This is a genomic window from Billgrantia endophytica, from assembly GCF_002879615.1.
Lineage (GTDB): Bacteria > Pseudomonadota > Gammaproteobacteria > Pseudomonadales > Halomonadaceae > Halomonas > Halomonas endophytica.
Genome location: NZ_PNRF01000012.1, coordinates 59,750 through 83,290 on the forward strand (window position 1 = coordinate 59,750; position 23,541 = coordinate 83,290).

Below are 23,541 nucleotides of genomic sequence, written 5' to 3' on the forward strand. Positions count from 1 at the left end.
CCGCCTGCCTCGACGAGGGAGTCTTGTCATGAATTTCGCGAAATTCTTCGTCGATCGACCTATTTTTGCGGCGGTGCTGTCGATCCTCATCTTCATTGCCGGGGCGATTTCCCTACCGCTGCTGCCGGTCAGCGAATACCCGGATGTGGTGCCGCCCACGGTTCAGGTACGGGCGGTCTATCCGGGTGCCAACCCCAAGGTCATCGCCGAGACCGTTGCCACGCCTCTGGAAGAGGCGATCACCGGAGTCGAGGACTTGATGTATATGAAATCGGTGGCGGGTTCCGACGGGGTACTGGCGATGACGCTGACCTTCCGCCCCGGTACCGATCCGGATGCAGCCCAGGTACAGGTTCAGAATAAGGTCAGCCAGGCGCTTGCCCGGCTGCCGGAAGAGGTGCGTCGCCAGGGCGTAACGACCGACAAGCAGTCCCCCGACCTGACGATGGTGCCGCAGCTGATCTCGCCTGATGGCCGCTACGACAGCACCTATCTGCGCAACTACGCGGCGCTGCACGTGCGCGACGAGCTGGCGCGCCTGCCCGGCGTCGGCCAGGCGATGCTGTTCGGTGCCGGCGACTACGCCATGCGGGTGTGGATCGATCCCGACCGCGCCGCCGCAAGGGGGTTGACCACCGGCGATATCCTGGCCGCGATCCGCGAGCAGAACGTGCAGGTTTCGGCGGGCCAGCTCGGCGCGCCGCCGACGCCGGAGGCCTCGGACTTCCTGATCTCGATCAACGCCCAGGGGCGGTTGACCAGCGAGGAGGAGTTCGGTGACATCATCGTGCGGGCCGGCAGTGACGGCCAGGTTACCTACCTTTCCGATGTGGCGCGCATCGAACTCGGCGCCGCCGAGTATTCGCTGCGTTCGCTGCTCGACAACCAACAGGCGGTGGCTATCGGTATCTTCCAGGCGCCGGGCTCCAACGCCATTGAGCTGTCCGACGCGGTGCGCGAAAAGATGGCCGAGCTGGCCGAGCGTTTCCCCGAGGGGGTGGAGCACGAGATCGTTTACGATCCGACGGTGTTCGTGCGCGATTCCATCAAGTCGGTGATCAAGACGCTGCTCGAGGCAGTGCTGCTGGTGGTGCTGGTGGTGACGCTGTTTCTGCAGACTTGGCGGGCCTCGATCATCCCCCTGCTGGCGGTGCCGGTGTCGATCGTGGGAACCTTCGCGGTGCTCTACCTGCTGGGGTTCTCGATCAATACCCTGACGCTGTTCGGCCTGGTGCTGGCGATCGGTATCGTGGTCGACGATGCCATCGTGGTGGTGGAAAACGTCGAGCGCAATATCGAGGAGGGACTGGCACCGCTGGCGGCGGCGCATCAAGCGATGCGCGAGGTGAGCGGGCCGATCATCGCGATCTCGGTGGTGCTGTGCGCGGTGTTCGTGCCGATGGCCTTTCTCGAAGGGGTGACCGGCCAGTTCTATCGCCAGTTCGCGGTCACCATCGCCATCTCCACGGTGATCTCGGCGATCAACTCGCTGACACTGTCGCCGGCGCTGGCGGCGCTGCTACTCAAGCCCCACGACGCGCCCAAGGATCGCTTGTCGCGGCTGATCGACTTCCTGTTTGGCTGGCTGTTCCGCCCCTTCAATCGCTTGTTCGGTGCCAGCTCCGAGCGTTATCAAAGCGGGGTGGGGCGCAGCCTGCGCCGGCGTGGCGTGGTGTTTGGCATCTATGTGGTGCTGCTGGCGGCCACCGGGCTGATGTTCCAGGCGGTGCCGGGTGGGTTCATCCCCACCCAGGACAAGATGTACCTGATCGGCGGCACCAAGCTGCCCGAGGGGGCCTCGTTGGATCGCACCGAGGAGGTGGTCCGGCGCATGACCGAGATCGCCCTGGAAACCGAGGGAGTCGAGGCGGCGGTGGCGTTCCCCGGCCTCAATCCGCTGCAGTTCACCAACACACCCAACTCCGGCACGGTGTTCTTTGGGCTTGAGAGCTTCGACGACCGCCAGCGCAGTGCCGAGGAGATCACCGCCGAGCTCAACGGCAAGTTCGCCGCCCTGCAGGAGGCCTTCAGTTTCGCTTTCATGCCGCCGGCGATCCTGGGGCTCGGCTCCGGTTCAGGGTTCTCGCTGTTCGTGCAGGATCGCGCCAACCTTGGCTACGGCGAGTTGCAGAACGCCGTCGACGGCCTTAGCGGGGCGCTGGCGCAGACCCCGGGAATGGGCTATCCGATCACCTCCTACCAGGCCAACGTGCCGCAGCTCGACCTGCACGTGGACCGGGTCAAGGCCAAGTCGCAGGGGGTGCCGCTGAGCGATTTGTTCGAGACCCTGCAGGTCTATCTGGGCTCGACCTACGTCAACGACTTCAACCGTTTCGGCCGCACCTGGCAGGTGATCGCCCAGGCCGACGGCGACTATCGTATGGATGCCGAGAATATTGACCGTCTGCGCACCCGCAACGACTACGGTGAGATGGTGCCGATCGGCAGCATGATCCGTATCAGCGAGACCTTTGGGCCGGATCCGGTGATCCGCTACAACGGCTACCCGGCCGCCGACCTGATGGGCGAATCCGACCCTCGAGTGCTGTCGTCGAGCCAGGCGCTGGCGTTGGTCGAGGGCCTGGCGCCGGCGGTGCTGCCCGCCGGCATGACCTTCGAATGGAGCGACTTGAGTTACCAGCAGGTCAACCAGGGCGGTGCCGCCCTGGTGGTCTTCCCGCTGGCGATCCTGCTGGTATTCCTGGCGCTGGCGGCACTCTACGAGAGCTGGACCCTGCCGCTGGCGGTGATCCTGATCGTGCCGATGTGCATGCTCTCGGCGCTGATCGGGGTGAAGCTCACCGGCGGCGACAACAACATCTTCGTCCAGGTCGGCCTGGTGGTGCTGATCGGCCTGGCGTGCAAGAACGCCATCCTGATCGTCGAGTTCGCCCGCGAGCTGGAGATGCAGGGACGCAGCATCGTCGAGGCGGCGCTGGAAGCCTGCCGCCTGCGCCTGCGACCGATCATCATGACCTCGATCACCTTCACCGCGGCGGTGGTACCGCTGATGCTGGCCGGCGGGGCCGGCGCCGAGGTGCGCCAGGCGCTGGGCACCGCGGTGTTCGCCGGCATGCTCGGCGTCACCCTGTTCGGCCTGTTCCTGACCCCGGTATTCTACGTCGCCCTGCGCAAGCTTGTAACGCGTCACCGGCCGCAGCCCCGGAAGACCCTGTCAGTGGAGGGGCAGTACCATGCGTAACCTGCTGCTGAGTCCGATTGCGATGCTGCTGCTCGCGGCCTGTGCCATGGGGCCGGATTACACGGCACCGGAACTGCCCCAGCCCGATGAGCTCGTACGTGCCGAATCCGGGCTCTATACCACCGAGGCGGTAGAGACAGCGTTCTGGCGCCGCTTCGACGATCCCATGCTGTCGCAACTGGTGGACGAGGCGCTGGATGCCAACCATGACCTGCGTATCGGGCTGGCGCGCTATGACCGAAGCCTCGCCCTGCTGCGGCAGTCCCGTGGCGACCTGGCGCCGAGGGTCACGCTCGAGGGCGGCGTGGCGAATCAGCGCCTGAGCGCCGACCAGATGCCGGGCGGCTCACGCGCCGACCGCGACAGCGATAGCATCGATGCCGGCGTGGCGGCCTTCTGGGAGCTGGATTTCTTCGGCCGCGTTCGGCGCAGCGTCGAGGCCCAGCGCGCCGAGGCCGAGGCCACGGCCGCCGACCTGAGTGCGCTGCAGGTGGTGGTGGTCGGTGAACTGGTGGATACCTACTTCCGGCTGCGTGGGCTGCAGGAACAACTGCGGGTTGCACAGGCCAATGCCGAGAACCAGCGTGAATCACTGGCGCTGGTCGACGCCCGGCTCGACGCGGGGAGAGGCACCCAGTTCGACAGCGTTCGGGCCCGTGCTCAACTGGAGAGTACCCTGTCGCGCATACCTGCTCTGGAAGGCGAAATCGCCGCGGCAACGCATCGTATCGCCGTGCTGACGGGCAAGTCGCCTGGCACCATGGTAGCGATGCTGGAGCGCCCGGCACCGCCGCCTGCCTTGCCGACCCGGGTGGCTACCGGTCTGCCCGGTGAACTGTTGCGGCGTCGTCCCGATATCATTGCCGCCGAAAGGCGGCTGGAGGTGGCCAGTGCGCGGATCGGAGTCGCCACCGCCGACCTCTATCCCCGTTTCACCCTGACCGGATTGCTCGGCACCCAGGCGGCCAGTACCGGCGACCTGTTCGGCCGCGACAGCGAGACGCGCCTGGTGGCATTGGGTGTCGACTGGTCGTTCCTCGATGCCGGGCGGGTACGGGCTCGCATGGCGGCCGCCGATGCCGATGCCGACGCCAACCTGGCGCACTACGAGCAGGCGATCCTGCTGGCGCTCGAGGAGACCGAGACCGCGCTGGCCCGCTATGCCCAGGCGCTGCGTGAGCGCGAGCACCTGGTCGATGCCGCCGTGGCCAGCGCCGATGCGGCGCGCCAGGCCCGGGTACGCTTCGAGGTCGGTGTCATCGACTTCCTGGAGGTCATCGACGCCGAACGCTCGCGGCTGGAAGCCGAGGACAGCCTGGCGCGCAGTCATACCCGCTCGGCGACGGCGCTGGTGGGGCTCTACAAGGCCTTGGCCGGCGGGTGGGAGGGGTGAGCCGAGGAAAGGCGCAGTATTCCTGGCCTCGCTCGCGAGGCAGCCAGTTTCGTGATTCCCTGCCACAATGGCTCGGAACCCCTGTGAAAGTGAGTTGCCTCGATGCGCCGTCATGAAACAAGGAACCTCGCCTCGTTGCCGCTGCTGCATGCCGTGGTCATGGCCATGCTGCTCCTCTTCCTGGCCGGCTGCCAGACCCAGCCCCCGGAGCCCCCCGACGAGGACAAGCTGGCCATCGATCGAATGCTGCAACTGATCGACGAGCGGCTCGAGGTTGCGCCGATAGTGGCGCAATCGAAATGGAATTCCGGTGCCGCCATAGAAGCCCCGGAACGCGAAGCCCAGATCCTCGACCAGGTCGCGAAAGAGGCTGGCGAGACCGGAGTCGACGAAGCGTTTGCCCGTGAGTTCTTCGACAGGCAATTTTCCGCCGGCAAGCAGATCCAGCGTCGCCTGCATCATCAATGGCTGCAGGAAGGGCGGCCGCCGTTTGCTGACCCACCCGATCTTGCCACCGACGTTCGGCCGGTGCTGGATCGCCTGACACCGCAGCTCATCGACTCGCTCGCCGACATGCAGCGAATCGCACAAGTCGAGGGTGCGGGGCGTTACCTGAGAGAGCGTGCCATCGTACTGGTTCAGGATGACTTCGATGGCGAGCCCCGCACCGTGGCTCTGCAGCCTCTGCTCGACCGCATGGAGCCGTAAGCGAGGCGGCCCTGTTGATTCAGGGCCGCCATGCCATGGGGTGCTCTGCCTTGACACACCGTGTTCATCCCAGTCTCCCCAGCCTGAACTCGCCACCGATCTATGGCTATTGACCCACCCCGACCTGCGTTGGGTGGCGAGCATTCGCACTTTCATGGCATTTGTCGCCGGGGCGCTGTTTGCTAGCGACCGGCTGGAGCCTGCAACGCCAGGCTGAGCCGCCGGCTCTCGCCGCTGGTGGTAATCGCCACCCGCAGCCATCGCTTGACCTGCCGCCGGCATGTTGAGCTAGTCTCTTGTCATGTTCAATGTCAGGATCGATAAGGAGTACGGCATGAAGGTCGTGACACTTCGCAGCCCCGGTGGGCTGGACCAGTTGGAACTCGTCGAGCGCGGCGCGCCCGGCGAACCGGGACCGGGCGAGATCCGCGTACGCATTCATGCCAGCTCGCTCAACTTCCACGACTACGGCGTGGTCTCCGGTAAGATGCCGACCGAAGACGGTCGCATCCCCATGTCCGACGGCGCGGGCGTGGTCGAGGCGGTCGGCGAAGGTGTCGATGAGTTCGCCGTGGGCGATGCGGTGGTCTCCACCTTCTTCCCCTACTGGCTCGACGGCCCGGCGCGGGTCGGCGACTTCAGGACCACCCCCGGTGACGGTGTCGACGGCTACGCCCGCGAACAGGTGATTCGCCCGGCTACCTGGTTCACCCATGCGCCCAAGGGCTACCGCCACGAAGAGGCGGCCACCCTGACCACCGCAGGGCTCACCGCCTGGCGCGCGCTGGTGGTGGACGGCAACCTGAAGGCCGGTGATACCGTGCTCACCCTGGGTACCGGCGGCGTCTCGATCTTTGCCCTGCAGTTCGCCAAGGCGATGGGCGCGCGGGTGATTTCCACTTCCTCCTCCGATGCCAAGATCGAGCGCCTGCAGCAGCTCGGGGCCGACCACACCATCAACTACAAGGCCGAGCCGGAGTGGGGCAAGAAGGTGAAGGCACTGACCGACGGGAAGGGCGTCGACCACGTGATCGAGGTCGGTGGGCCGGGCACCCTGCCGCAATCCATCGATGGCGTACGCATCGGCGGCCATATTTCGCTGATCGGCGTGCTGACCGGCCGTGGTGGCGAGATACCCACCGCCAAGCTGATGGCCAAGCAGGCGCGCCTGCAGGGGCTGATCGTCGGCAGCCGTATCCACCAGCAGGAGATGGTGTGCGGCCTCGAGGCCAGCGGTATACGCCCGATCATCGACAGCACCTTTCCGCTGGAGGAGATCGCCGATGCCTTCCGCCACGAGGAGGCGGGTCGCCACTTCGGCAAGATCTGCCTGTCGTTCTAGCCCGGTGAGGCAGGTGCTGCGAACTGTTGCAGCGTTTCCTGGGTGGCCGCGTTCGCCGAAGGCCGGGGCGTAACCGGCGGCGAGCGCGAGCTGGCTCAGCCGCCGCCGCTGACGCCACATCTCCAACAACTGCCCGGGGGTGTGGGAGGTGGTGTTCATAGGCCCAGATTAGCGTCAAGCGATATGCCTGGCTATTACCTCGCAGGTAATCGTCAGGCCGCGTGCGGTGGGCGAAGCTAATGGTGAAATGGGGCGTCGATATTCTTGGCTGAGGCGACGCCTTGCTCGAAAAATTTCGACTGGCTATTCGCCATGACTTCCCCGACAGTACGGCGTATGGGAGCCCGCCTGTGTCAGGGGTGGGGGTCGAATATCGCTTGTCGAGGGAACGAGAAATGAAAAGGCGTTTCGCCACGCTGTTGGGATCGTTGGCCATCGTCCTGATGGGATGTACCGCCATGGAGCGTTCGATGACCCATGACGAGCCTCTGGAGAACACCTACTGGAAGCTGACCCGAGCCGGCGATGTCGCGGCCGAGGCGGTGGACAACCAGCGCGAGGCGCATTTCGTGCTGCATGCCGAGGAGAGCCGCGTGGCAGGCTCCACCGGGTGCAACCGCCTGGCAGGCAGCTACCAGTTGGAGAACGAATCCCTGAGTTTTGGCCCCTTGGTCACCACACGCATGGCGTGCCTGCAGGGAGGCGAGACCGAGCAGGCCTTTCTCTCGGCGCTGGAGGCGGCGGCCACCTGGCAGATCGAAGGCCAGGCGCTGACCTTGAGCGATGAGTCAGGCGCAGCCGTGGCGAATTTCGAGGCGGTGCATCTTTACTGAGCGGCGCTACCTCGCCGCTAGCGAGCTGCTCGACCGTGATCCCCACCAGGTGCACCGGTTCATCAATGGCCTGCTGCGGCGACTGGGCGTCGTTCATGGACACTCCCTGTAGCTGAAGTATGTGAGACGCTAGCCGTATCGGGCTCGCGCTGCTGGCGCAGGGCACCGGGGGGGTAACCGTGGATGCGCTTGAAGGCGCGGCTGAAGGCGGCCGCGCTACCGTAGCCCAGGCGATAGGCGACGCTCTCGATCGGCTGCCGCTCCCGGCCGATCCACTGGGCCGCCAGGCGCATGCGCAGCTCGGTCACGTAGCGGTGCGGCGTCATGCCCGTTACCGCCAGGAAGCGTTCGGCGAACACCGAGCGCGAGCTGCCCATCTCGGCGGCGAGCTCCGCCACCGTCCAGTTGCGCCCCGGCTCGCGATGCAGGGCGGCGATGACGCGACCCAGGCGCGGGTCGCGCAGCGCCTCGATCCAGCCGGTGGCATCGCCGCAGCCGCACTCCACCCAGCCGCGCACGATGAAGGCTGCCATCACGTCGGCGAGCCGCGCCAGGATAGCGGCGAAGCCTGCCCGTTCGCTCTTCGCCTCGCGCTCCATCGCCTCGAGCATGGGCAGGATCTCGGGCTGGCGCTCCAGCAGGGTGCCGACGTACATCACCTCGGGCATCAGCGAGACCAGGGCGTGCATGCTGCCCAGGTCGAACTCCATGCAGCCGCTGAAGGTCAGGGCGCCATCGAGGGTGCAGCCCTGGGGGCAGGCGCGAATCGCGCTGACCGCCTCGCACAGCGTGGCGCTCTCGAAGGTGGTGATGTCCTGAGCCGGCTGGTCGGGCGCGGAGAGCAGGGCGTGGGGGCCGCCCCGCGGCAACAGCAGGGCATCGCCCGTCGAGAGGGTATGAACACTGCCACTGGGGCTGCGCAGGTAGACGGGGCCGCGTGCCACGAAGTGGAATTGGGCCCAGCCCTCCACCTTGCCGAACTCGACTCCCAGCGGAGGCGAGAGCTGAATGCGACGGTAGGCGATACCGCGCAGCCGCATGCCAAGCAGCAGCTCGCTCACCAGGTCGCTGGGCAGTTCCGGTTTGGGCATCTCGGTTCCTCGCTGTCCGTCATTTGCTTTTTTCATCCGGTTTCGGACGAATGATCAAGCATTCAAGAGCATTTAATATAGAACGTCCGAGGCGACCCCTCTAGTCTTCTCGTTCCTGACGAACGTTTCTCTAGGAAAGGAGAACGAGCATGAACGAGTTGGCACAGCGGGCCAGGCCCGCTTGGGGGGCAGTCGTTTCAATGGCCCTCGGTGTATTCGGGCTGGTAACGGCGGAGTTCCTGCCCGCCAGCCTGCTCACGCCCATGGCGACGGACCTGGGAATAACCGAGGGCATGGCGGGCCAGGCGGTAACGGTCACCGCCGCGGTGGCACTGGTGACCAGCCTGCTGATCTCCACCGCCACCCGGCGCATCGACCGGCGCCATGTCCTGCTGGGTTTCTCGACGCTGCTGGTGGCCTCGAACCTGATGGTGGCTTTCGCTCCCAACCTGACGATTCTGCTGCTCGGGCGTGTGCTGCTGGGGCTGGCCCTGGGCGGGTTCTGGACCATGTCGATTGCCACCATGATGCGCCTGGTGCCCGAGGAGCTGGTGCCGCGGGGCCTCTCGATCATGTTCAGCGGGGTTTCCGCGGCGACCATCGCCGCGGCTCCATTAGGCAGTTACTTCGGCGACCTGCTCGGCTGGCGCGATGTGTTCCTCATGGCGGCGCTGCTGGGCCTGCTGGCGCTTGCGGTGCAGTTCATGACGCTGCCGCGCATGGCGCCGAGCGGCCTGACCCGCCTGCGTACCCTGTTCGACGTGCTGATGAGGCCGCGGGTGGGCCTGGGCATGCTGGCCGCGGCCCTGGTCTTCACCGGCCACTTCGCCTTCTTCACCTACATTCGGCCGTTCCTCGAGACCGTGACCGGCGTTGGTGTGACCGGTGTGGCCATTATCCTGCTGGGCTTCGGCGTGGCCAACTTCGTGGGTAACTACCTGGGTGGCTGGATGGTCGAACGCAGCCTGCGCCTGACCATGATCGCGATGCCGCTGCTGATGGGGACGCTCGGGGTGGCGCTGGTGCTGCTGGACAGCACGCCGGTCACCGATGCCGCGCTGGTGGCGATGTGGGGGCTGGCCTTTGGCGCCATTCCCGTGGCGTGGTCGACCTGGCTCACCCGCACGGTGCCCGACGAGGCTGAAAGCGCCAGCGGCCTGCTGGTAGCCGCCATCAACCTGGCGATCGCCACCGGGGCGGCGGCCGGCGGTGTCATCTTCGACCTGGGCGGCGCCCTCAACGTCTTCGCCGCCAGCGGCGCGGTGCTGCTGCTGGCCGCGCTGATGATCCTGATGGGCGTAAGAACCCGGCCACTGGCTACTGCCTGAACTCTGTCTAAACGTGAAGGCAATCCAAGTGCAGCCCGCTTCGGCGGGCTGCGTTTTTGCCATTGCCCCCATTCGCTGCTAGCGTGGAAGCCTAGAAGAACCAAGGACAGGAGAAAGGGATATGGATTCAGCCGTCAACGCCATCGTGGGGCAGGCCTTGGTCATGCAGCAGGCCCAAGCCGCACAGCAGGTGCAGCTCGAGGTCTACAAGGCAGCCCTGGACATGCAGAAGGATCAGGTCGCTGCCCTGATGGCCTCGGCTTCGGTGGAGCCGCAGTTGGCCAATGATGGGATGGTGGGCACCCAGATCAACACCTACGCCTGATCTCCCAATGCCCACTTCACCGCCTCCTCGGCGTGTATCGCGGTGGTGTCATAGAGCGGCACCGCGGTATGGCACTGCTGCACCAGCAGGGCAATTTCGGTACAGCCGAGGATCACCGCCTGGGCACCCCTGTCGCGTAGCGATGCGATGATTTCCAAGTAGCGCTGACGCGACGTCTCTTGCACCTGACCCAGGCACAGCTCGGTATAGATCACCTCGTGAACGAGGTCACGCTGAGCCTCGTCGGGTATCAGCACCTCGATATCATACGCTCCGGCGATGCGCCCCTTGTAGAAGTCCTGCTCCATGGTGAAGCGGGTGCCGAGCAGGCCGACACGGCGAATGCCGTCGCCAGCCAGGCGTTGTGCCGTGGCATCGGCGATGTGCAGCAGCGGGATCGAGACCGCTTCGGCCACCTGCGGGGCGACCTTGTGCATGGTGTTGGTGCCGATCATCAGGAAATCCGCACCGCCGGCTTCCACGCTGCGGGCGGCTCGGCACAGGATCTCGGCGGTGGCGTCCCAGTCGCCGACGTGCTGCAGCCGCTCGATCTCGGCGAAATCGACGCTGTACAGGCACAGCTTGGCCGAGTGCAGCCCGCCCAGGGCAGCCTTCACGCCTTCGTTGAGTGCGCGGTAGTAGCTGACGGTGGATTCCCAGCTCATCCCCCCTAGCAGGCCGATGGTCTTCATGGTCATGCGATCCTCTTGTTATCGTTGCTCCAACCTGCCTTGTCGCCGCTCAGGTTTCGTATTCGTCGTGGCGGCGATTCCATACATAGGGTGGCGTTTGCGGCCAGCCCGGCGGTGAGTCCTCCCAGCTCTCCTGGCGACCGTAGGGCGTCAGGTCAAGGTAGGTCCACAGGCTGCCGAGATACTCGACGCCGCGCTTGCCGCTGAAGTAGGTGCGGAAGACCCGTTCACCGTCGCGCAGAAAGACGCTGATGCCATGCCGCTCGCCGCGATCGGTGTCGGGAGCATGGCAATTGCAGCTCGTCACGCCCATGTCCTGGTTGAAGTCGCTGCCGAGCGATGAGTACCACGCCGGATGCTGCCAGCCCATGCGTTCCCGATAGCGTTCCAGCTTGGCCAACGGGGCTCGTGAGACCAGCACCAGAGTGGTGTCGCGGGCGTGCAGATGGGCGGGGTGGGTCATGGCATCGACCACCCAGGAACAGCCGTCGCAGCCCGCTTCCCAGTCGGGGCCAAACATGAAGTGGTAGACGATCAACTGGCGGCGCCCCTCGAACAGGTCGAGCAGGGTGACCGACCCCCTGGGCCCCTCGAACATGTAATCGGCCCGCACCTCGACCATCGGCAGGCGGCGGCGCTCCGCGTTCAGTCGGTCGCGCTCGCGGGTCAACGCTTTCTCCCTGGCAATCTGTCGGGCGAGGGCGGTCTGCCATTCCTCCACAGGTACGATTCTGGGCAAGGCGGCGGGAGCAGGCATTGGCGAATCCTCCTTGGTTGGGTCCAGTGGCTCATGCAAGGTTGAGTTGCCACGATACACCGAAGCGGTCGTTGAGCCAGGCGAAGCGGGCGCTGAAGCCGTAATCGTCTGGAGGCATCAGCACCTCGCCGTCCGTTGTCAGCTGCATGTAGAGGTGTTCGAACTCGTCGTTTCCCTCGCACTCGACGAACAGGGACATCGAAGGCGTAAAGGTGAAGTCGTGGCGTACCGGGCTGTCGATACACAGATAGCGATGGCCCGCCAGGCTGAATTCGGCGCTCCTGATGCTGCCTTCCGCTCCCGCTTCGTCGGGCCCGTAGCGCTCGATCCGGGTGACTTCGGCATCGTCGAACAGCGAGGTGTAATAGCGCATGGCCTGCTCGGCGACGCCGTTGAACATCAGGTGGGTGGTGACATGATGCGCCATCGGTACTCCTCCATTGTCTCATTGGCGCCTCCCTGAGAGTGTGGGTCGCCATCATTGGACTGTAAAAGTGCTTCCAGCCTGTGCAGCAGGCTGCTTCAGTGCGCGACCGCGGGGCTCGGCACTCTTTCTTCCCGAGTTTCTGGTTGCACAGGATCGGCGGTCCCTTAATGAACGGCGGCCAAAGGGTGCGAAGGTGGTTCAATCGTTCTGTATTTTCTCATTGAGATCGCCAAATCTAGCAAGATAATGCCAGACTTTCTTGAGATCTTGAGGGTCATGTAATTGCTCGTTCACGGCATGTCCAATCAGAGCAGGGTCAACCTCACCATCAACAGCAATAGTTTGGGCTATTCTTGCATATTGTGGTCCACGATACGCTTTGTTCCGTTCTATTACGGATACGGCTAGCTTGAATCCATGATGCCAACCAGTTTGGCAGGGCAGCCTTGACGCCGCACGTTCAATTTCAGTGCCTTTGAAGCAAGGGTCGAGTATCAGCGCCGCAACATCCCTTTCCAGAACGATGGAGCCATGGATGTGGGCCTCAATATAGCTGTCCAGTTTGTCAAGATTATCGCGATCTGCAAGATCGATCAGATTTTTTACCTTGCGGGCATAACCGAACTCTTTTGGGCGCAGCCAACTCTCCGGGTAGCAAAATGTTGTTCTGTCTAGAACATTCCCGTTTAACCGAAAGTACGACGACCCGAATCGTGGAGACCCGCCAGATAGCCAGGAACGATGATTCAATGTCCCGTACTTGGGTCGTTCCGAGGAGGAAGCGCTATCGTAGAAACCCTGAAATACCTGGCTTTCCCACCTCCATCTATCACCGCCCTCGAACGCGGTCAATCCACCATTGCTCGTATTGGTTTCAAACTGTGATTTCAGTACGCCATCTGAACCTATTGCATCTAGAATCAACATGCCAGAGCGCGTAAGACGGTCAGGATGGAAGTTTATGGTGATATCCAGTTCGCGCACTTCATGGGTATCAAGGCATAAGTGACGAAAATGTTCTATCACCTTGTGCTGCGCGATGCTCAGATCCTTTTCCATGTCGTTATGCCATTGTCGAGATTTACGATGCGTGCGCCAGGAGAAGCCTGGTCACTTGGCAATCGGCTGCGAGGCATAGAAACTCCCCAGGAACCTGGAAGGTCTTGCCACCTCCATCGACAAGGCCTCGGCTTCGGGCCGCTAGAAAGCAGCCCAGGCCCTCTGGCGGGTGACGCCGCCAGAGGGCCTGGGCGTGGAAGACCCGGTCCAGGTTCGTTGCGCTATATTCAACCATATGATTTAGATAGACTGCCGCCCGTATTTTATCAACCGAACGATTGAATAGTATTAGAAGCGCGTATCCCCAATCGCGGGCAGGACCACCTCCTTCACGTAGGCACTCGGCGACAGCATCAGCAGGGTGCGTACCAGGTGCACCACGTCGTGCATGGGGACGAGTTCGCCGTCGCCGCGCCGGGCCGCGCGTTCGAGAGGCACGGCCAGGTCGTCCTCGGTATTGAGATAGCCGAGCTGCAGGCAGGTAACCGCCAGGCCCTGGTCGCGAAAGCCCTCGCGCAGTGCCTCGGCAATGCCGCGCAGGGCGAACTTGGTGGCGCCGAAGGCGACCTCCGGCCTGCCATGGCCAGGCAGGCCGGAGGTCGAACCGGTGAGGATGATGCGCGGGGAGGGGGAGCGCAGAAGCGTGGGAAGCAGCGCCTGGATCAGCAGGATGGCCCCGCTGACGTTCACCGTGACGATGCGCTGGATCTCTGCGGGGCTGTCCGCCAGGAAGCGGTAGTCCTGTTCGAAGGCCCGGCTTTCCCACAGCCCCAGGTTGTAGATCAGCACGTCCAGCCCGTTCTCCGCAACGACCTCGACCACGCCGGCGGTGGCCCGCTCGGGTGACGCCAGGTCGGCGGCAATCCACTCGGTCTCGATGCCCGCGCGCTCGGGCAGCTTCGCCGGCACGCTGCGCGAAACGCCGATCAGGTGATCGCCGCCGTCACCCAGCCCCTCGATGAATGCCCGGCCCAGTCCCTGGCTCGCTCCCACGATCATGATGCGCATGGTCTCTCCTCGCTGCGGTGACGTTGCCAGCACCGTACGACCTCAAGCGCAGCTGAGGTCAAGCCATGGTGCCGGGAAGGTGAACGGCGCGGTCATGGAATAGAGCGCCCCGTCCAGGAGGTAGCGGGAAAAAGCCGCTGCGGTACCCACCACAGGAAGATCGCCATGCCGATCAACTCGACCAGCGACTGGAACACGATGGCGACCACCGCCAACTCGTAGGAAGCGGGAAGAGAAAGCGCCAAAGGCAGAACGACGAAGGAGTTGCGCGTGCCCAGGCTGAAGGCCAGCACGCGCCCTTGGGCAGTGGGGAGTTCGAACACTCGGGCCAGCAGGCGAGCCAGCAGTGCGGCGGCGATCAGAAAACCGGTGAAGGCCAGCAGCAGCCCGCCGAGCACGGGCAGCGAACCGGTAACGACACCGAACTGCGTGGCGGCGATGGAGAGGACCACCAGGGCCAACAGGGGCACCGGTAGCCAGGCCAGTCGCTCCATGTGCCGTGCTCGGCTGCGGCGGCGCCGTGCCCACTTCTGTGTGAGGAATGCCAGCAGCAAGGGCAGCAGAATCAGCCCCGCAAAGGCCATCAGCAGCTCGCGCTGTACCACGGCGACCAGCAGGTTCTGGTCGAGGAACAACCATAGATAGAAGGGCAGCAGCATGAGCTGAAGTAGCAGGCTGATCGGTGAGAAGGCGATGGCATACTGCGCCCTGCCGCCGCCCAGGTGGGAAAAGGTGATGAACCAGTCGGTGCACGGCACCAGCAGTACCAGCAGCACGCCCAGGCGAACCGCCGGCTCTGCGGCGAAGAGGCTCGCCAGCCCCCAGGCGACCAGTGGCAGCAGCAGGAAGTTGCCCACCACCGCGGCCGCCATGAACCGCGTATCGCACCATGCGCCGTGCAGCTGTGTCAGCGCTACCTGAGTGAAGGTGACATAGAGCAGCGCGCCCAATAGCGGCCACAGCAGCGCTTCCAGCACGCCAACCCGGCCCGGCAGGGCCGTGCTCAGGGCCAGGCCCATGGCGATGGCCGCCAGATAGACCAGCACCTGATATTTCTCGAGCGCCTGGCGTGTCAAAGGCGGGCTCCCTGGGCTGGCCAACGCTCACTTGCTCGCTCGATACGGACCAGGACGACGGCCTCGGCCGCGAGTAGCCTTTCGATCTCAGCGGTTACCTGCTGTCCGGCATAATGCTCGAAGTAGCTATGCCGCTCCTCGGCCGTCAGGGCAGGGGCAAACGCATGAGCATAGAGATCCTCGACCGTATGCCCCGTACGCTCCAGGACGCTTACCACGTGAGTCGTCAGCGGGGTGCAAAGGCTCTCTGAAAGAGGGTGCGCTCTAACCACCAGGCAGTGCATGGGCTTCCTCGCGAGCAAGAGGCTGAAATACCGAGATTAACAGAATGTTCGTGGTCTGGTTGGTCGTGCCTTGACCTCAATTTCACTTGAGGTATTAGGCTCCGATCGTGAAGCCACATTAAAGGAGGGAAACCATGCAGCGCGTTCAACCGGATATCTGGGAAACCGAAGTTGAGAGCCCCTTTCCCGGGCTGACCGTTCACGCCTACCTGCTGACCCGGGACGAGGGCAATGTCCTTTTCTACAACACCGGCCATCAGCATGAGATCGACAGGATGGCGGAGCTGGGCGGCGTGGCCTACCAGTACCTGAGCCACCGGGACGAACTGGGGGAAACGCTCGAGACGATCCACCAGCGATTCGAGGCCAGGCTGGGTGGCCATCGTGCCGAGCTGGTCGACTTTGCCCGTTACCGCACGCCCGAGGTCCTGTTCGAACGGCGCGAGATGCACCTGGGCAACGTCGAGGTGATCCCCACGCCAGGGCATAGCCCTGGAAGCACCTGCTTCCTGGTGCATTCGCCCCACGGCAAGCGCTACCTGTTTACCGGGGACACCCTCTACCGTGGCGAACGGGGCGATTGGCACGCCGGCTTCATTCCCGGCCACAATGACGAAAGAGACCGGCAAACGCTGGCCCAGAGCCTCAGGCTCCTGCGCGAACTCGAACCGGACGTGGTGTTCGGCAGTGCCTTCCTCGGTGACATGGGCTTCCAGGAAATGGCGCCGGGCGACTGGCCGGGTCATGTGGATGGTGCCCTGGAGCGCCTGCTGGGCTGAGGGGCGCCGCTACACCGCCGGTGAAGTCAGGGTCAGCACCCGGGCGGTCAGCGTGGCCGTGTCCAGCATCAGCATGGCTTCCTGTTCGCCATCCAGGCTGGCGACACGCTTGCCGCGATCGATCCAGGCCGCCGAGCGGCCCCCGCCGGATTCGCCGTCGCAAGGCCCCACGCAGTTGACCATCAGGATCGTCATGGCGTGTTCGCGGGCGAAGGTGGCGTAGTAGGCATGGGCCTCGTCCATACCCGGCGCGAACTTGGCCACGCTGGCCAGGTAGACATCCGCCCCCAGGCATGCCGCCGTGGCGACATGGTCGGGCTGCAGCGACTCGTAGCAGATCGCCAGGGCCAGACGGTGTTCGCGGGTTTCGATCAGCAGCGGTCGCTCGCCGGCCGAGAAGTAGGGCAGTTCGTCGTCGTGCAGCCGCTGTTTGGCATAGGCCTGGCGCCCCGAATGGGGCTGAAACACCACCAGGCCGATCTGGGGTTTCGCTGAAGTGACCAGCGGCAGCCCTACGCCTATCACGATCTCATGGGTATTGCTCAGGCGCTGGAACACGTCCAGGCGTGGATCTTCCGGGTGGGTGGCCAGGCCCTTGGCCAGCGTGGGCTCGTAGCCGGTCAGCGAGAGCTCGGGAAAGAAAATCAGCTCGGTGTCGTGCGATGCCGCCAGCTCGACGAACCCGGCGTGGCGTGCCACGTTCCCTTCGATATCGCCCGTTGTCGAGGCGTACTGCACGGCACACAGCTTCATCGGCTCGCTCCCTGTTGGCCGGCTCTCAGCCAAGCGTACTCCATTTTGCCGTTGGGTAAACGACGCTTTGCGAAACGCCCAGCGAGCAGGGTTCGACCAGGCGCCCAGGAAATTGCGCAATCAGGAACGGCTCAGTATTGCCGCAATCTGGTGAGCTCACTCTCGGCAACGTCGACCCGCACGGTGCCTTTCTGCACCAGAAGATCGGCGATGATGGCCACTTCGTCGCCCTGAACACCTGCCATCAGGGCGATGTTCTTGGCGTGCAGCGCCATGTGCCCCTTCCGGATGCCGGTGGTGGCCAACGCCATCGTCCCTCTCTATCAGGCGCTGGCGGCACTGGACGACTGTGCGGCATTGATCGCCAGAGCGACCCGCCTCGGCCGATCGCCCGCGGCGACAATGCGGTGGAGCCCCACCGGCATCATCCGTTTGTCTTGCGGCTTCGCAGGGCGACCAGCTGTCTGCCCATGAGCAGCAGGGTCAACGCCAGCGCAATCGCAAGCACGGTGGCACTGATGGGGCGTTCGATGAAGCGGCCGAGATCACCCCCGGAGAGCAGCATGGCGCGCCGTAACTGCTCCTCCATCATGGGGCCGAGAATGAAACCCACCAGGAGTGGCGCCGGCTGGAACCCGGCGAGCTTGAAGGCGTAGCCGACGATGCCGAAGGCAAGCACGAACAGGATGTCCAGCGGCGAATGGTTCACGGTGTAGACGCCAACGCAGATGAAGCAGACGATCGCGACGTGCAGGATCTCGCGCCTGATGCCCAGCATGGCGACCCAGATCCTGATCAGCGGGACGTTGAGTACCAGCAACAACACGTTGCCCACCCAGAAACTCATGATCAGCCCCCAGAAGAGTTCCGAATTCTCGTTCATCAGGGCGGAGCCGGGGGAAATCCCGTGGATCATCAGCGCCCCCAGTATCAAGGCCATGGTCGCGCTGCCGGGGATGCCCAATACCAGGGTCGGAATGAAAGCCGTCTGGGCGGCGGCATTGTTGGCCGACTCGGGTGCCATGATGCCTTCGATGGCACCGCTGCCGAATTTTTCCGGTCGCCGGGAGACGAGTTTTTCCAGCGCGTAGCTGAGGTAGGCGGCGACGGTCTGGCCGGTACCGGGAAGCGCGCCGACCAGGCTGCCCAGAATCGATCCGCGCAGCACCGGCGCCGGCGATCGCCGCATCTCGCTCCTGTGGGGCAGCATCTCCCGGAGGCTTACCCTGGCAACGCCCGCCTTGGGATCGGCAGGATGCCTCAGGACGAAAAAAACCTCGGCGATGCCGAACAACCCCATGGCCAGCACGATCAGGTCGATGCCATCGAACAGCTCGTACATGCCGAAGGTGTAGCGCAGCGTGCCCGAATTCACGTCGGTACCCACCGTTCCCAGCAACAGCCCGAGCGCCACCATCATGAGGCCCTTGATGGCGGAGCCGCTGGCAATGACGGCCGCGCAGATCAGCCCCAGCAGCATGACCGAGAAATACTCCCAGGGGCCGAAGTCGAGCGCGAACCTGGCCAGCAGGGGAGAGAAGAGGATCATCGCCAGTATGCCGACGGTGGAGCCGAGGAACGAGGCCATGGCCGTCATGAACAGCGCCATGCTGGCCCGCCCCTGCTGGCTCAGGGGATAGCCGTCCAGGCAGGTCACGGCCGAGGATGTGGTACCGGGAAGATTGAGCAGGATGGAGGTGATGGAGCCGCCGTACTCCGCGCCGTAATAGACGCCCGCCAGCATGATGATGGCCGCGGCGGGTTCGAGATAGAAGGTGATCGGCAGCAGCATGGAGATGGCGGCGAGAGGTCCGATGCCGGGCAGGACGCCGATGAAGGTGCCTGCCATGACGCCCAGGAAGCAATAGAGCACATTGCTCAAGGCAAGGGCGGTGCCGGCGCCCAGCGCGAGGCTGGCCAACAGGTTATCCATAGGTGCCTCTGAAGATGGGGAGCGGCAAACGCAGGAGGATGACGAAAAGCAGGTACATGAGCAGGCACAGCGACGCGGCCAGGGCGAGAATGTGCCGGACCTTGAGCTTTCCCGTGCCAATGCCGGAGAGCGAGGCAAGGAGGAAAGTGGCGGGCAGCAACCCCCAGGAGCCGATAATGGCCGCAAAGCCCGCCATGCCGGCGGCGATGGCCCCCATGCCTCGCCATACAGACCCGGTGCCTGCCTCCCTGCCCTTGGCGGCGGAGCAAAGGCATACGACCGACAGCACGATCAATGCCAGCCCGCAAACGAAGGGGAAGGCGCCCGCGCCCCAGTGCCGCATGGAGCCAAGTCCGTATCGATAACCGCCAAAGGAGAAGATCGTCCCCGCAAGCAGCAGCAGCGCGGCGACGGCCTTCTCCGCGTGGTAGCGACGTGTCGGGCGGCTCATTGTACCGATATGCCGGCGGCGCCGATGATCTCCGACCATTTTTCGACCTGCTCGGCAATCTGCTCGGCGAACTCCCGGGGCGTGCTGACCACGGGCACGAAGCCGAGACCGGCGATGCGGGAAGACGTTTCCGCCGAATTCATGAATTCGACGAGTGCATCGTGAATGATGCCGACGATCTCCTCGGGCGTGTCCGAGGGAGCCAGTAGCCCCTGGAGATGATCGACTTCATAGCCTTCCAGGCCGATCTCGTCGAATGTGGGCACCTCGGGCAACTGTTCCGAGCGCTGCAGCGTGGTGATGGCGAGAGGCGTCAAGAGGCCGTCGTCGATCTGGCTCTGCACGCCGGGCAGGGAGGAGAAGCCGCTTGGCACGTCGCCTGCCACCATGCCGGCAACGGCGGGCCCGGCGCCATTGTAGGGCACGTGCTCGAGGGAAATGTCCGCGTAATGCGCGAGCAGTTCTCCCGCCAGATGCTGGGCCGTGCCGATGCCGGGCGAGCCGTAGTACGGCATCTCGCCGGACGCCATCCGCTCGAGCATCTCCTGCGCCGACTCGACCCCTATCCCGGCGTTGGCGACCCAGATGCTGGGCGCGCTGGCCACGTAGGAAATGGGCGCGAAGCTCTCGACGGGATCGTACGAGACGGACCCGTAAAGACTCGGATTGATGACCAGGCTGCTGCTGACGAGCACCAGCGTATAGCCGTCGGGGCGCGCATTGGCCACGGCCGTCATGCCGATGTTGCCGCCCGCTCCCGGGCGGTTCGCGACGACGACGCGCTGACCGAGCTCGTTGCTCAGGCCCTCGGCGACGATGCGCGCCAGCGCATCGGTGGAGCCGCCCGGCGCGAAGGGCACGACGATGGTGACGGGCCGCTGCGGATAATGCTGTGCGTGCGCGGCGGAAGCCGTCAGACCACCGACGACCAATGACATGGTCGATGCTACTATCCAGTGCTTGAACTTCATCGATTTCCCCTTATTGTTTTTGCCGGGTTGGGTCGTGATGGCGAGGGCGATGCCCGCCTCGGTGGACTACGAAGCCTCTTCGACGACTCGCGGTCGACGCCTGGCCTTCAGCAGTCCGTGTAAAAAGCAGCCCAGCATGCCGAGAATGATCAGCAGCGATACCGGACGGGTGAAGAAGGCGGTGTACCAGCCGTTGCCGAAGATCTGCATGGTGCGGATGAGCTCCGAGTCGGCCACCGGGGCCAGGATCACCCCCATGACCACCGCCGCGGTGGAGTAGCCATGGCGTTTCATGAAGAAGCCCAGCACGCCGAAGGCCAGCATGGTCCACACATCGAACATCGCATTGCGCAACGCATAGGTGCCGAAGATCGAGAGCATCAGCAGCACCGGGATCAGCATCCGGGTCGGAATGGCCAGGGCGCTGGTCATGGCGCGCCCGGTGATCACCGCGAAGATGACCATCAGCGCCTGCGACAGGATCGCCGCGCAGATCAGGCCGTAGACCAGCACCGGCTGCTGGCTGACGATCTGCGGGCCGGGCTGCAGGCCCTGCATGGTCAGGGCGCCAAGGATCACCGCCGTGGCCACACTGCCGGGCACGCCCAGCACCAGGGAGACGGTCAAGGCGCCGCCGGAACAGGCGTTGTTGGCGGTTTCCGAGGCCACGATGCCTTCCAGCGATCCCTTCCCATACGCTTCCGGCTGCTTGGAGAGGCGGCGGGCCAGCGAATAGGAGGTGAAGGAGGCCAGGGTGCCGCCGGCAGCGGGAATCAGACCGACGAGAATGCCAAGCCCGGTGGAGCGCAGGATATTGAAGGGCCGCCTCGGGGCCTCGCCGAACCCCCTGACGATGGCCCGCACGTCGCCAGGCACGTGCTTGCGCATCTCGACGACCCGGTCGCGGCTCGCCAGCTCGATCAGCTCCGAGACGACGAACATGCCGATCAGCACCGGCACCACCTGGACGCCCTCCACCAGGTACATGGTGCCGAAGGTGGCCCGCCACTCGCCGGTGGGCACCATGCCGACGGTGCCGACCAGCAGCCCGAACATGCCGGAAGCCAGCACCTTGATCAGCGAGCCTCCACCCAGCGCGCCCAGGATCATCACCCCGCACAGCGCCACCAGGAAGATCTCCGTCGGGCCGAAGCCAAGCGCCACGGAGGCGATCGCGCCGATGCCCAGCAGCATCATGAAGTAGGAGAGCGTGCCGCCGATGGCCGATGCGGCGATGGCCGCCCCCAGGGCCTGGGAGGAGCGTCCCTGCCGGGTGAGGGCGTAACCGTCCCTGGCGGTGGCGGCGTTTTCCGGCGCGCCGGGGGTATTGAGCATGATGGCGGTGATGGCGCCCCCGTAGGTCACCGCGACGTAGACCGAGGTCAGGAACACCAGGCCCGAGAGCGGGCTCATGGTGAAGGTCAGCGGCAACAGCACCGCGACCGCCATCCCCGAGGAGAGCCCCGGTGTGGCGCCGACCAGGATGCCCAGCGCACTGCCGAGTACGGCGAACAGGATCGTGTCGCCACCCAGGGCGGCCTCGAGTCCGCTCATCACGTGATTGAGCAACTCCATACGCTTCCCTCAGTTGACCAGAACGCCCAACAGGCCCATGGGAACGCGGGCATGCAGCAGCGTCGAAAACAGCAAGTAGAGTGCAACGGCGCTACCCAACGGCAACGCCGCCAGGGAGATCGGCCGCCGCTCGCCAAGCGCCCATTGCAGCGCCAGCACCGCCAGCCATACGAAGACGAAGCCTCCCAGTTGGCTCCACGCCAGCAACAGCAGCACGGGCAGTGCGACGACCAGCGCGCGACGCCGGGCGATGTGGCGCGACGTCTTCTCGGGCTGCTGTCGTGAGTCCCGATGACGCAGGAATTGCACCAGGTTCCCCGCCATGAGCGTGAGCAGCGCCAGACTCAGGGCCAGGGGAAACAGGCGCGCCTCGAACGACAACCCGTAGGCTTGCCACCAGTACGCCAGCGTGAACGACAGCATCGTCACGGGCACGACCAACCCACCGACGGATAAGTTCTTCACGTAAGCCACCCAGGGAAATTCATCGACACCGCGCCGGCCAAATGTCCAGCGCCTCGCATCATTCGCCGGTCGCCTCGAGCAGGGCCGCTTCGGTCGCCCGGAAGGATTCGGCATACTCCTCGCCCGGCGCGCGCAGCGAGAGATCGTCCAGGCCGGAGGCTTCGACGGACTGCAGGTAGGCATCCGATTCCATCGCCGCCAGTATCGCCTGCTGCAGGCGTTCATAGCGCTCGGGATACTCCTGTTGGAATGCGCTCTGCACGGCATAGACGCCATAGCGGGCCAGGAAATCCGGGGCGGGCACCTCGACGTCGTAGGGCGCCAAGGCCTCGACCAGGGTCTCGGCCTCGGGCCAGCGCGGGCTCTCCTGCGGTGCCGCCACCATCAGCGCGCGCGACTCCCCACGAATGTTCAGGCGCGAGAAGTCGTCACCCAACGTCGCGCTCACGTGGCCGCCCAGCATGGCGTTGGCCGCCTCGCTGCCGCCGCTGTAGCCCACGATGCGCACGTCGATGTCCAGCGCCTTGGCCATCCACTTGGCGAACAGCTCCTGAGCGTTGCCCTGAGCGGTGGCAATGGTCAGCTCGCCGGGATTCTCCCGAGCCGTGTCGACGAACTCGGCGAAGCTCTGAAAGGGACTGTCGTTGGCGACCATCAGAATGCGCGGGTCCACCACGTCGACGGCGATCACCTCGAAGTCGGAGCGGCTGAAGGGGGCGTTGCCGATCACGTCGGCCATGGTCAGGTCGGGTTCATTGATCGCCAGCATCACCGGCGCGTCCGTGGGCTCGCGCAGCATGACCGTGGCGGCGACCTGGCCGCCCCCGCCGGGCAGGTTCTGCACCGTGACCGGCACGCCGAGTTGCTCCTCGAGCGGCCCGGCAAGAACGCGGGCCTGACGGTCGGAGCCGCCGCCGGCGGCAAATGCCACGATGATGTTGAGCGGGCCGTCCGGCCAGTTCTCCTGCGCCCCGGCCGACAGGGGCAGGGCCGCCAGCAGTACCGCCGATACGCCAAATAGCTTCGCAACAGAGATCTTGTTCTTCATCGGTTTCCGCCTCGAGTTGTGATTATTATGCTTCGACGATG

The 23,541-nt window shown here is 64.7% G+C and carries 24 protein-coding genes; 8 read left to right on the plus strand and 16 right to left on the minus strand.

The window, feature by feature from the left end:
- Positions 1-28: 28 nt before the first annotated feature.
- The 5 genes from C1H69_RS05280 (at position 29) to C1H69_RS05305 (ending at position 7,478) form a co-directional block, all read left to right on the plus strand.
- On the plus strand, positions 29-3,202 hold the full coding sequence (locus C1H69_RS05280) for an efflux RND transporter permease subunit (protein WP_102652364.1): 3,174 nt from the start codon (positions 29-31) through the stop codon (positions 3,200-3,202).
- Positions 3,195-4,595 carry an efflux transporter outer membrane subunit gene (locus tag C1H69_RS05285; protein WP_102652365.1) on the plus strand — a complete coding sequence of 467 codons (1,401 nt, stop codon included), beginning with the start codon at positions 3,195-3,197 and terminating at the stop codon, positions 4,593-4,595. The genes C1H69_RS05280 and C1H69_RS05285 overlap by 8 nt, the downstream gene beginning before the upstream one ends.
- Before the next feature lie 102 nt (positions 4,596-4,697).
- Complete coding sequence (gene aroQ / locus C1H69_RS05290; RefSeq protein WP_240609820.1) at positions 4,698-5,303, plus strand: gamma subclass chorismate mutase AroQ; 606 nt, start codon at positions 4,698-4,700, stop codon at positions 5,301-5,303.
- Positions 5,304-5,637: 334 nt separating this feature from the next.
- On the plus strand, positions 5,638-6,645 hold the full coding sequence (locus C1H69_RS05300; protein WP_102652367.1) for a zinc-dependent alcohol dehydrogenase family protein: 1,008 nt from the start codon (positions 5,638-5,640) through the stop codon (positions 6,643-6,645).
- 395 nt (positions 6,646-7,040) lie between these two features.
- Positions 7,041-7,478 carry an META domain-containing protein gene (locus C1H69_RS05305; protein WP_102652368.1) on the plus strand — a complete coding sequence of 146 codons (438 nt, stop codon included), beginning with the start codon at positions 7,041-7,043 and terminating at the stop codon, positions 7,476-7,478.
- 62 nt (positions 7,479-7,540) lie between these two features.
- On the opposite strand, the gene C1H69_RS05310 is transcribed toward C1H69_RS05305, so the two are convergent.
- A complete protein-coding gene (locus C1H69_RS05310) occupies positions 7,541-8,569 on the minus strand; it encodes an AraC family transcriptional regulator (RefSeq protein ID WP_102652369.1) in 1,029 nt (342 codons plus the stop codon).
- 149 nt (positions 8,570-8,718) lie between these two features.
- Between C1H69_RS05310 and C1H69_RS05315 the strand changes: the two genes are divergently transcribed.
- Together C1H69_RS05315 and C1H69_RS05320 are read left to right on the plus strand one after the other, a co-directional pair.
- The gene (locus tag C1H69_RS05315; protein WP_102652370.1) at positions 8,719-9,897 is read left to right on the plus strand and encodes an MFS transporter; all 1,179 of its coding nucleotides are present in this window, start codon (positions 8,719-8,721) and stop codon (positions 9,895-9,897) included.
- Between the two features lie 121 nt (positions 9,898-10,018).
- Positions 10,019-10,222, plus strand: coding sequence for a putative motility protein (locus C1H69_RS05320; RefSeq protein WP_102652371.1), 204 nt, complete (start codon positions 10,019-10,021; stop codon positions 10,220-10,222).
- Here C1H69_RS05320 and C1H69_RS05325 read toward each other — a convergent pair.
- From C1H69_RS05325 to C1H69_RS05355, 7 genes are all read right to left on the minus strand, one after another.
- Positions 10,213-10,914, minus strand: coding sequence for an aspartate/glutamate racemase family protein (locus C1H69_RS05325; protein ID WP_102652607.1), 702 nt, complete (start codon positions 10,912-10,914; stop codon positions 10,213-10,215). The genes C1H69_RS05320 and C1H69_RS05325 overlap by 10 nt on opposite strands.
- Before the next feature lie 49 nt (positions 10,915-10,963).
- The gene (locus C1H69_RS05330) at positions 10,964-11,671 is read right to left on the minus strand and encodes a DUF899 domain-containing protein (RefSeq protein WP_102652372.1); all 708 of its coding nucleotides are present in this window, start codon (positions 11,669-11,671) and stop codon (positions 10,964-10,966) included.
- A gap of 31 nt (positions 11,672-11,702) precedes the next feature.
- Positions 11,703-12,098 carry a VOC family protein gene (locus tag C1H69_RS05335; protein WP_102652373.1) on the minus strand — a complete coding sequence of 132 codons (396 nt, stop codon included), beginning with the start codon at positions 12,096-12,098 and terminating at the stop codon, positions 11,703-11,705.
- 198 nt (positions 12,099-12,296) lie between these two features.
- Complete coding sequence (locus C1H69_RS05340) at positions 12,297-13,157, minus strand: DUF3626 domain-containing protein (protein WP_102652374.1); 861 nt, start codon at positions 13,155-13,157, stop codon at positions 12,297-12,299.
- 288 nt (positions 13,158-13,445) lie between these two features.
- Positions 13,446-14,165: an SDR family NAD(P)-dependent oxidoreductase gene (locus C1H69_RS05345; RefSeq protein ID WP_102652375.1), complete on the minus strand. Its 720-nt coding sequence runs from the start codon at positions 14,163-14,165 to the stop codon at positions 13,446-13,448.
- Between the two features lie 92 nt (positions 14,166-14,257).
- The gene (locus tag C1H69_RS05350) at positions 14,258-15,241 is read right to left on the minus strand and encodes an arsenic resistance protein (protein WP_205738418.1); all 984 of its coding nucleotides are present in this window, start codon (positions 15,239-15,241) and stop codon (positions 14,258-14,260) included.
- Complete coding sequence (locus tag C1H69_RS05355; protein WP_102652376.1) at positions 15,238-15,525, minus strand: NAD(P)H-dependent oxidoreductase; 288 nt, start codon at positions 15,523-15,525, stop codon at positions 15,238-15,240. The genes C1H69_RS05350 and C1H69_RS05355 overlap by 4 nt, the downstream gene beginning before the upstream one ends.
- 134 nt (positions 15,526-15,659) lie before the next feature.
- Here C1H69_RS05355 and C1H69_RS05360 point away from each other — a divergent pair, with 134 nt between their 5' ends.
- A complete protein-coding gene (locus tag C1H69_RS05360; RefSeq protein WP_102652377.1) occupies positions 15,660-16,304 on the plus strand; it encodes an MBL fold metallo-hydrolase in 645 nt (214 codons plus the stop codon).
- Between the two features lie 9 nt (positions 16,305-16,313).
- On the opposite strand, the gene C1H69_RS05365 is transcribed toward C1H69_RS05360, so the two are convergent.
- The 8 genes from C1H69_RS05365 to C1H69_RS05400 all read right to left on the minus strand — a co-directional run bounded on the left by C1H69_RS05365 (position 16,314) and on the right by C1H69_RS05400 (position 23,500).
- Positions 16,314-17,057, minus strand: coding sequence for a carbon-nitrogen hydrolase family protein (locus tag C1H69_RS05365; protein WP_102652378.1), 744 nt, complete (start codon positions 17,055-17,057; stop codon positions 16,314-16,316).
- A 131-nt stretch (positions 17,058-17,188) separates the two neighbouring features.
- Positions 17,189-17,368, minus strand: a complete 180-nt coding sequence (locus C1H69_RS05370; RefSeq protein ID WP_205738419.1) for a hypothetical protein — start codon at positions 17,366-17,368, stop codon at positions 17,189-17,191.
- Between the two features lie 113 nt (positions 17,369-17,481).
- Entirely contained in the window at positions 17,482-18,990 is a 1,509-nt protein-coding gene (locus C1H69_RS05375) for a tripartite tricarboxylate transporter permease (RefSeq protein ID WP_102652379.1), read from the minus strand.
- Positions 18,983-19,441, minus strand: a complete 459-nt coding sequence (locus tag C1H69_RS05380) for a tripartite tricarboxylate transporter TctB family protein (RefSeq protein ID WP_165789423.1) — start codon at positions 19,439-19,441, stop codon at positions 18,983-18,985. The genes C1H69_RS05375 and C1H69_RS05380 overlap by 8 nt, the downstream gene beginning before the upstream one ends.
- Positions 19,438-20,412, minus strand: coding sequence for a Bug family tripartite tricarboxylate transporter substrate binding protein (locus C1H69_RS05385; protein ID WP_102652381.1), 975 nt, complete (start codon positions 20,410-20,412; stop codon positions 19,438-19,440). Before C1H69_RS05385 ends, C1H69_RS05380 begins: the two co-directional genes overlap by 4 nt.
- Positions 20,413-20,478: 66 nt before the next feature.
- Positions 20,479-21,987: a tripartite tricarboxylate transporter permease gene (locus C1H69_RS05390; protein WP_102652382.1), complete on the minus strand. Its 1,509-nt coding sequence runs from the start codon at positions 21,985-21,987 to the stop codon at positions 20,479-20,481.
- 9 nt (positions 21,988-21,996) lie between these two features.
- Positions 21,997-22,452 carry a tripartite tricarboxylate transporter TctB family protein gene (locus C1H69_RS23530; protein ID WP_165789424.1) on the minus strand — a complete coding sequence of 152 codons (456 nt, stop codon included), beginning with the start codon at positions 22,450-22,452 and terminating at the stop codon, positions 21,997-21,999.
- Between the two features lie 58 nt (positions 22,453-22,510).
- Positions 22,511-23,500, minus strand: a complete 990-nt coding sequence (locus C1H69_RS05400) for a Bug family tripartite tricarboxylate transporter substrate binding protein (protein ID WP_102652384.1) — start codon at positions 23,498-23,500, stop codon at positions 22,511-22,513.
- Positions 23,501-23,541 lie beyond the last annotated feature (41 nt).

Excerpts from the sequence above, each read along its gene's own strand:
- C1H69_RS05280 (WP_102652364.1), top strand. The coding sequence starts at position 29 with ATGAATTTCGCGAAATTCTTCGTCGATCGACCTATTTTTGCGGCGGTG.
- C1H69_RS05285 (WP_102652365.1), top strand. The coding sequence starts at position 3,195 with ATGCGTAACCTGCTGCTGAGTCCGATTGCGATGCTGCTGCTCGCGGCC.
- aroQ (WP_240609820.1), top strand. The coding sequence starts at position 4,698 with ATGCGCCGTCATGAAACAAGGAACCTCGCCTCGTTGCCGCTGCTGCAT.
- C1H69_RS05300 (WP_102652367.1), top strand. The coding sequence starts at position 5,638 with ATGAAGGTCGTGACACTTCGCAGCCCCGGTGGGCTGGACCAGTTGGAA.
- C1H69_RS05305 (WP_102652368.1), top strand. The coding sequence starts at position 7,041 with ATGAAAAGGCGTTTCGCCACGCTGTTGGGATCGTTGGCCATCGTCCTG.
- C1H69_RS05310 (WP_102652369.1), bottom strand. The coding sequence starts at position 8,569 with ATGCCCAAACCGGAACTGCCCAGCGACCTGGTGAGCGAGCTGCTGCTT.
- C1H69_RS05315 (WP_102652370.1), top strand. The coding sequence starts at position 8,719 with ATGAACGAGTTGGCACAGCGGGCCAGGCCCGCTTGGGGGGCAGTCGTT.
- C1H69_RS05320 (WP_102652371.1), top strand. The coding sequence starts at position 10,019 with ATGGATTCAGCCGTCAACGCCATCGTGGGGCAGGCCTTGGTCATGCAG.
- C1H69_RS05325 (WP_102652607.1), bottom strand. The coding sequence starts at position 10,914 with ATGAAGACCATCGGCCTGCTAGGGGGGATGAGCTGGGAATCCACCGTC.
- C1H69_RS05330 (WP_102652372.1), bottom strand. The coding sequence starts at position 11,671 with ATGCCTGCTCCCGCCGCCTTGCCCAGAATCGTACCTGTGGAGGAATGG.
- C1H69_RS05335 (WP_102652373.1), bottom strand. The coding sequence starts at position 12,098 with ATGGCGCATCATGTCACCACCCACCTGATGTTCAACGGCGTCGCCGAG.
- C1H69_RS05340 (WP_102652374.1), bottom strand. The coding sequence starts at position 13,157 with ATGGAAAAGGATCTGAGCATCGCGCAGCACAAGGTGATAGAACATTTT.
- C1H69_RS05345 (WP_102652375.1), bottom strand. The coding sequence starts at position 14,165 with ATGCGCATCATGATCGTGGGAGCGAGCCAGGGACTGGGCCGGGCATTC.
- C1H69_RS05355 (WP_102652376.1), bottom strand. The coding sequence starts at position 15,525 with ATGCACTGCCTGGTGGTTAGAGCGCACCCTCTTTCAGAGAGCCTTTGC.
- C1H69_RS05360 (WP_102652377.1), top strand. The coding sequence starts at position 15,660 with ATGCAGCGCGTTCAACCGGATATCTGGGAAACCGAAGTTGAGAGCCCC.
- C1H69_RS05365 (WP_102652378.1), bottom strand. The coding sequence starts at position 17,057 with ATGAAGCTGTGTGCCGTGCAGTACGCCTCGACAACGGGCGATATCGAA.
- C1H69_RS05370 (WP_205738419.1), bottom strand. The coding sequence starts at position 17,368 with ATGGCGTTGGCCACCACCGGCATCCGGAAGGGGCACATGGCGCTGCAC.
- C1H69_RS05375 (WP_102652379.1), bottom strand. The coding sequence starts at position 18,990 with ATGGATAACCTGTTGGCCAGCCTCGCGCTGGGCGCCGGCACCGCCCTT.
- C1H69_RS05380 (WP_165789423.1), bottom strand. The coding sequence starts at position 19,441 with ATGAGCCGCCCGACACGTCGCTACCACGCGGAGAAGGCCGTCGCCGCG.
- C1H69_RS05385 (WP_102652381.1), bottom strand. The coding sequence starts at position 20,412 with ATGAAGTTCAAGCACTGGATAGTAGCATCGACCATGTCATTGGTCGTC.
- C1H69_RS05390 (WP_102652382.1), bottom strand. The coding sequence starts at position 21,987 with ATGGAGTTGCTCAATCACGTGATGAGCGGACTCGAGGCCGCCCTGGGT.
- C1H69_RS05400 (WP_102652384.1), bottom strand. The coding sequence starts at position 23,500 with ATGAAGAACAAGATCTCTGTTGCGAAGCTATTTGGCGTATCGGCGGTA.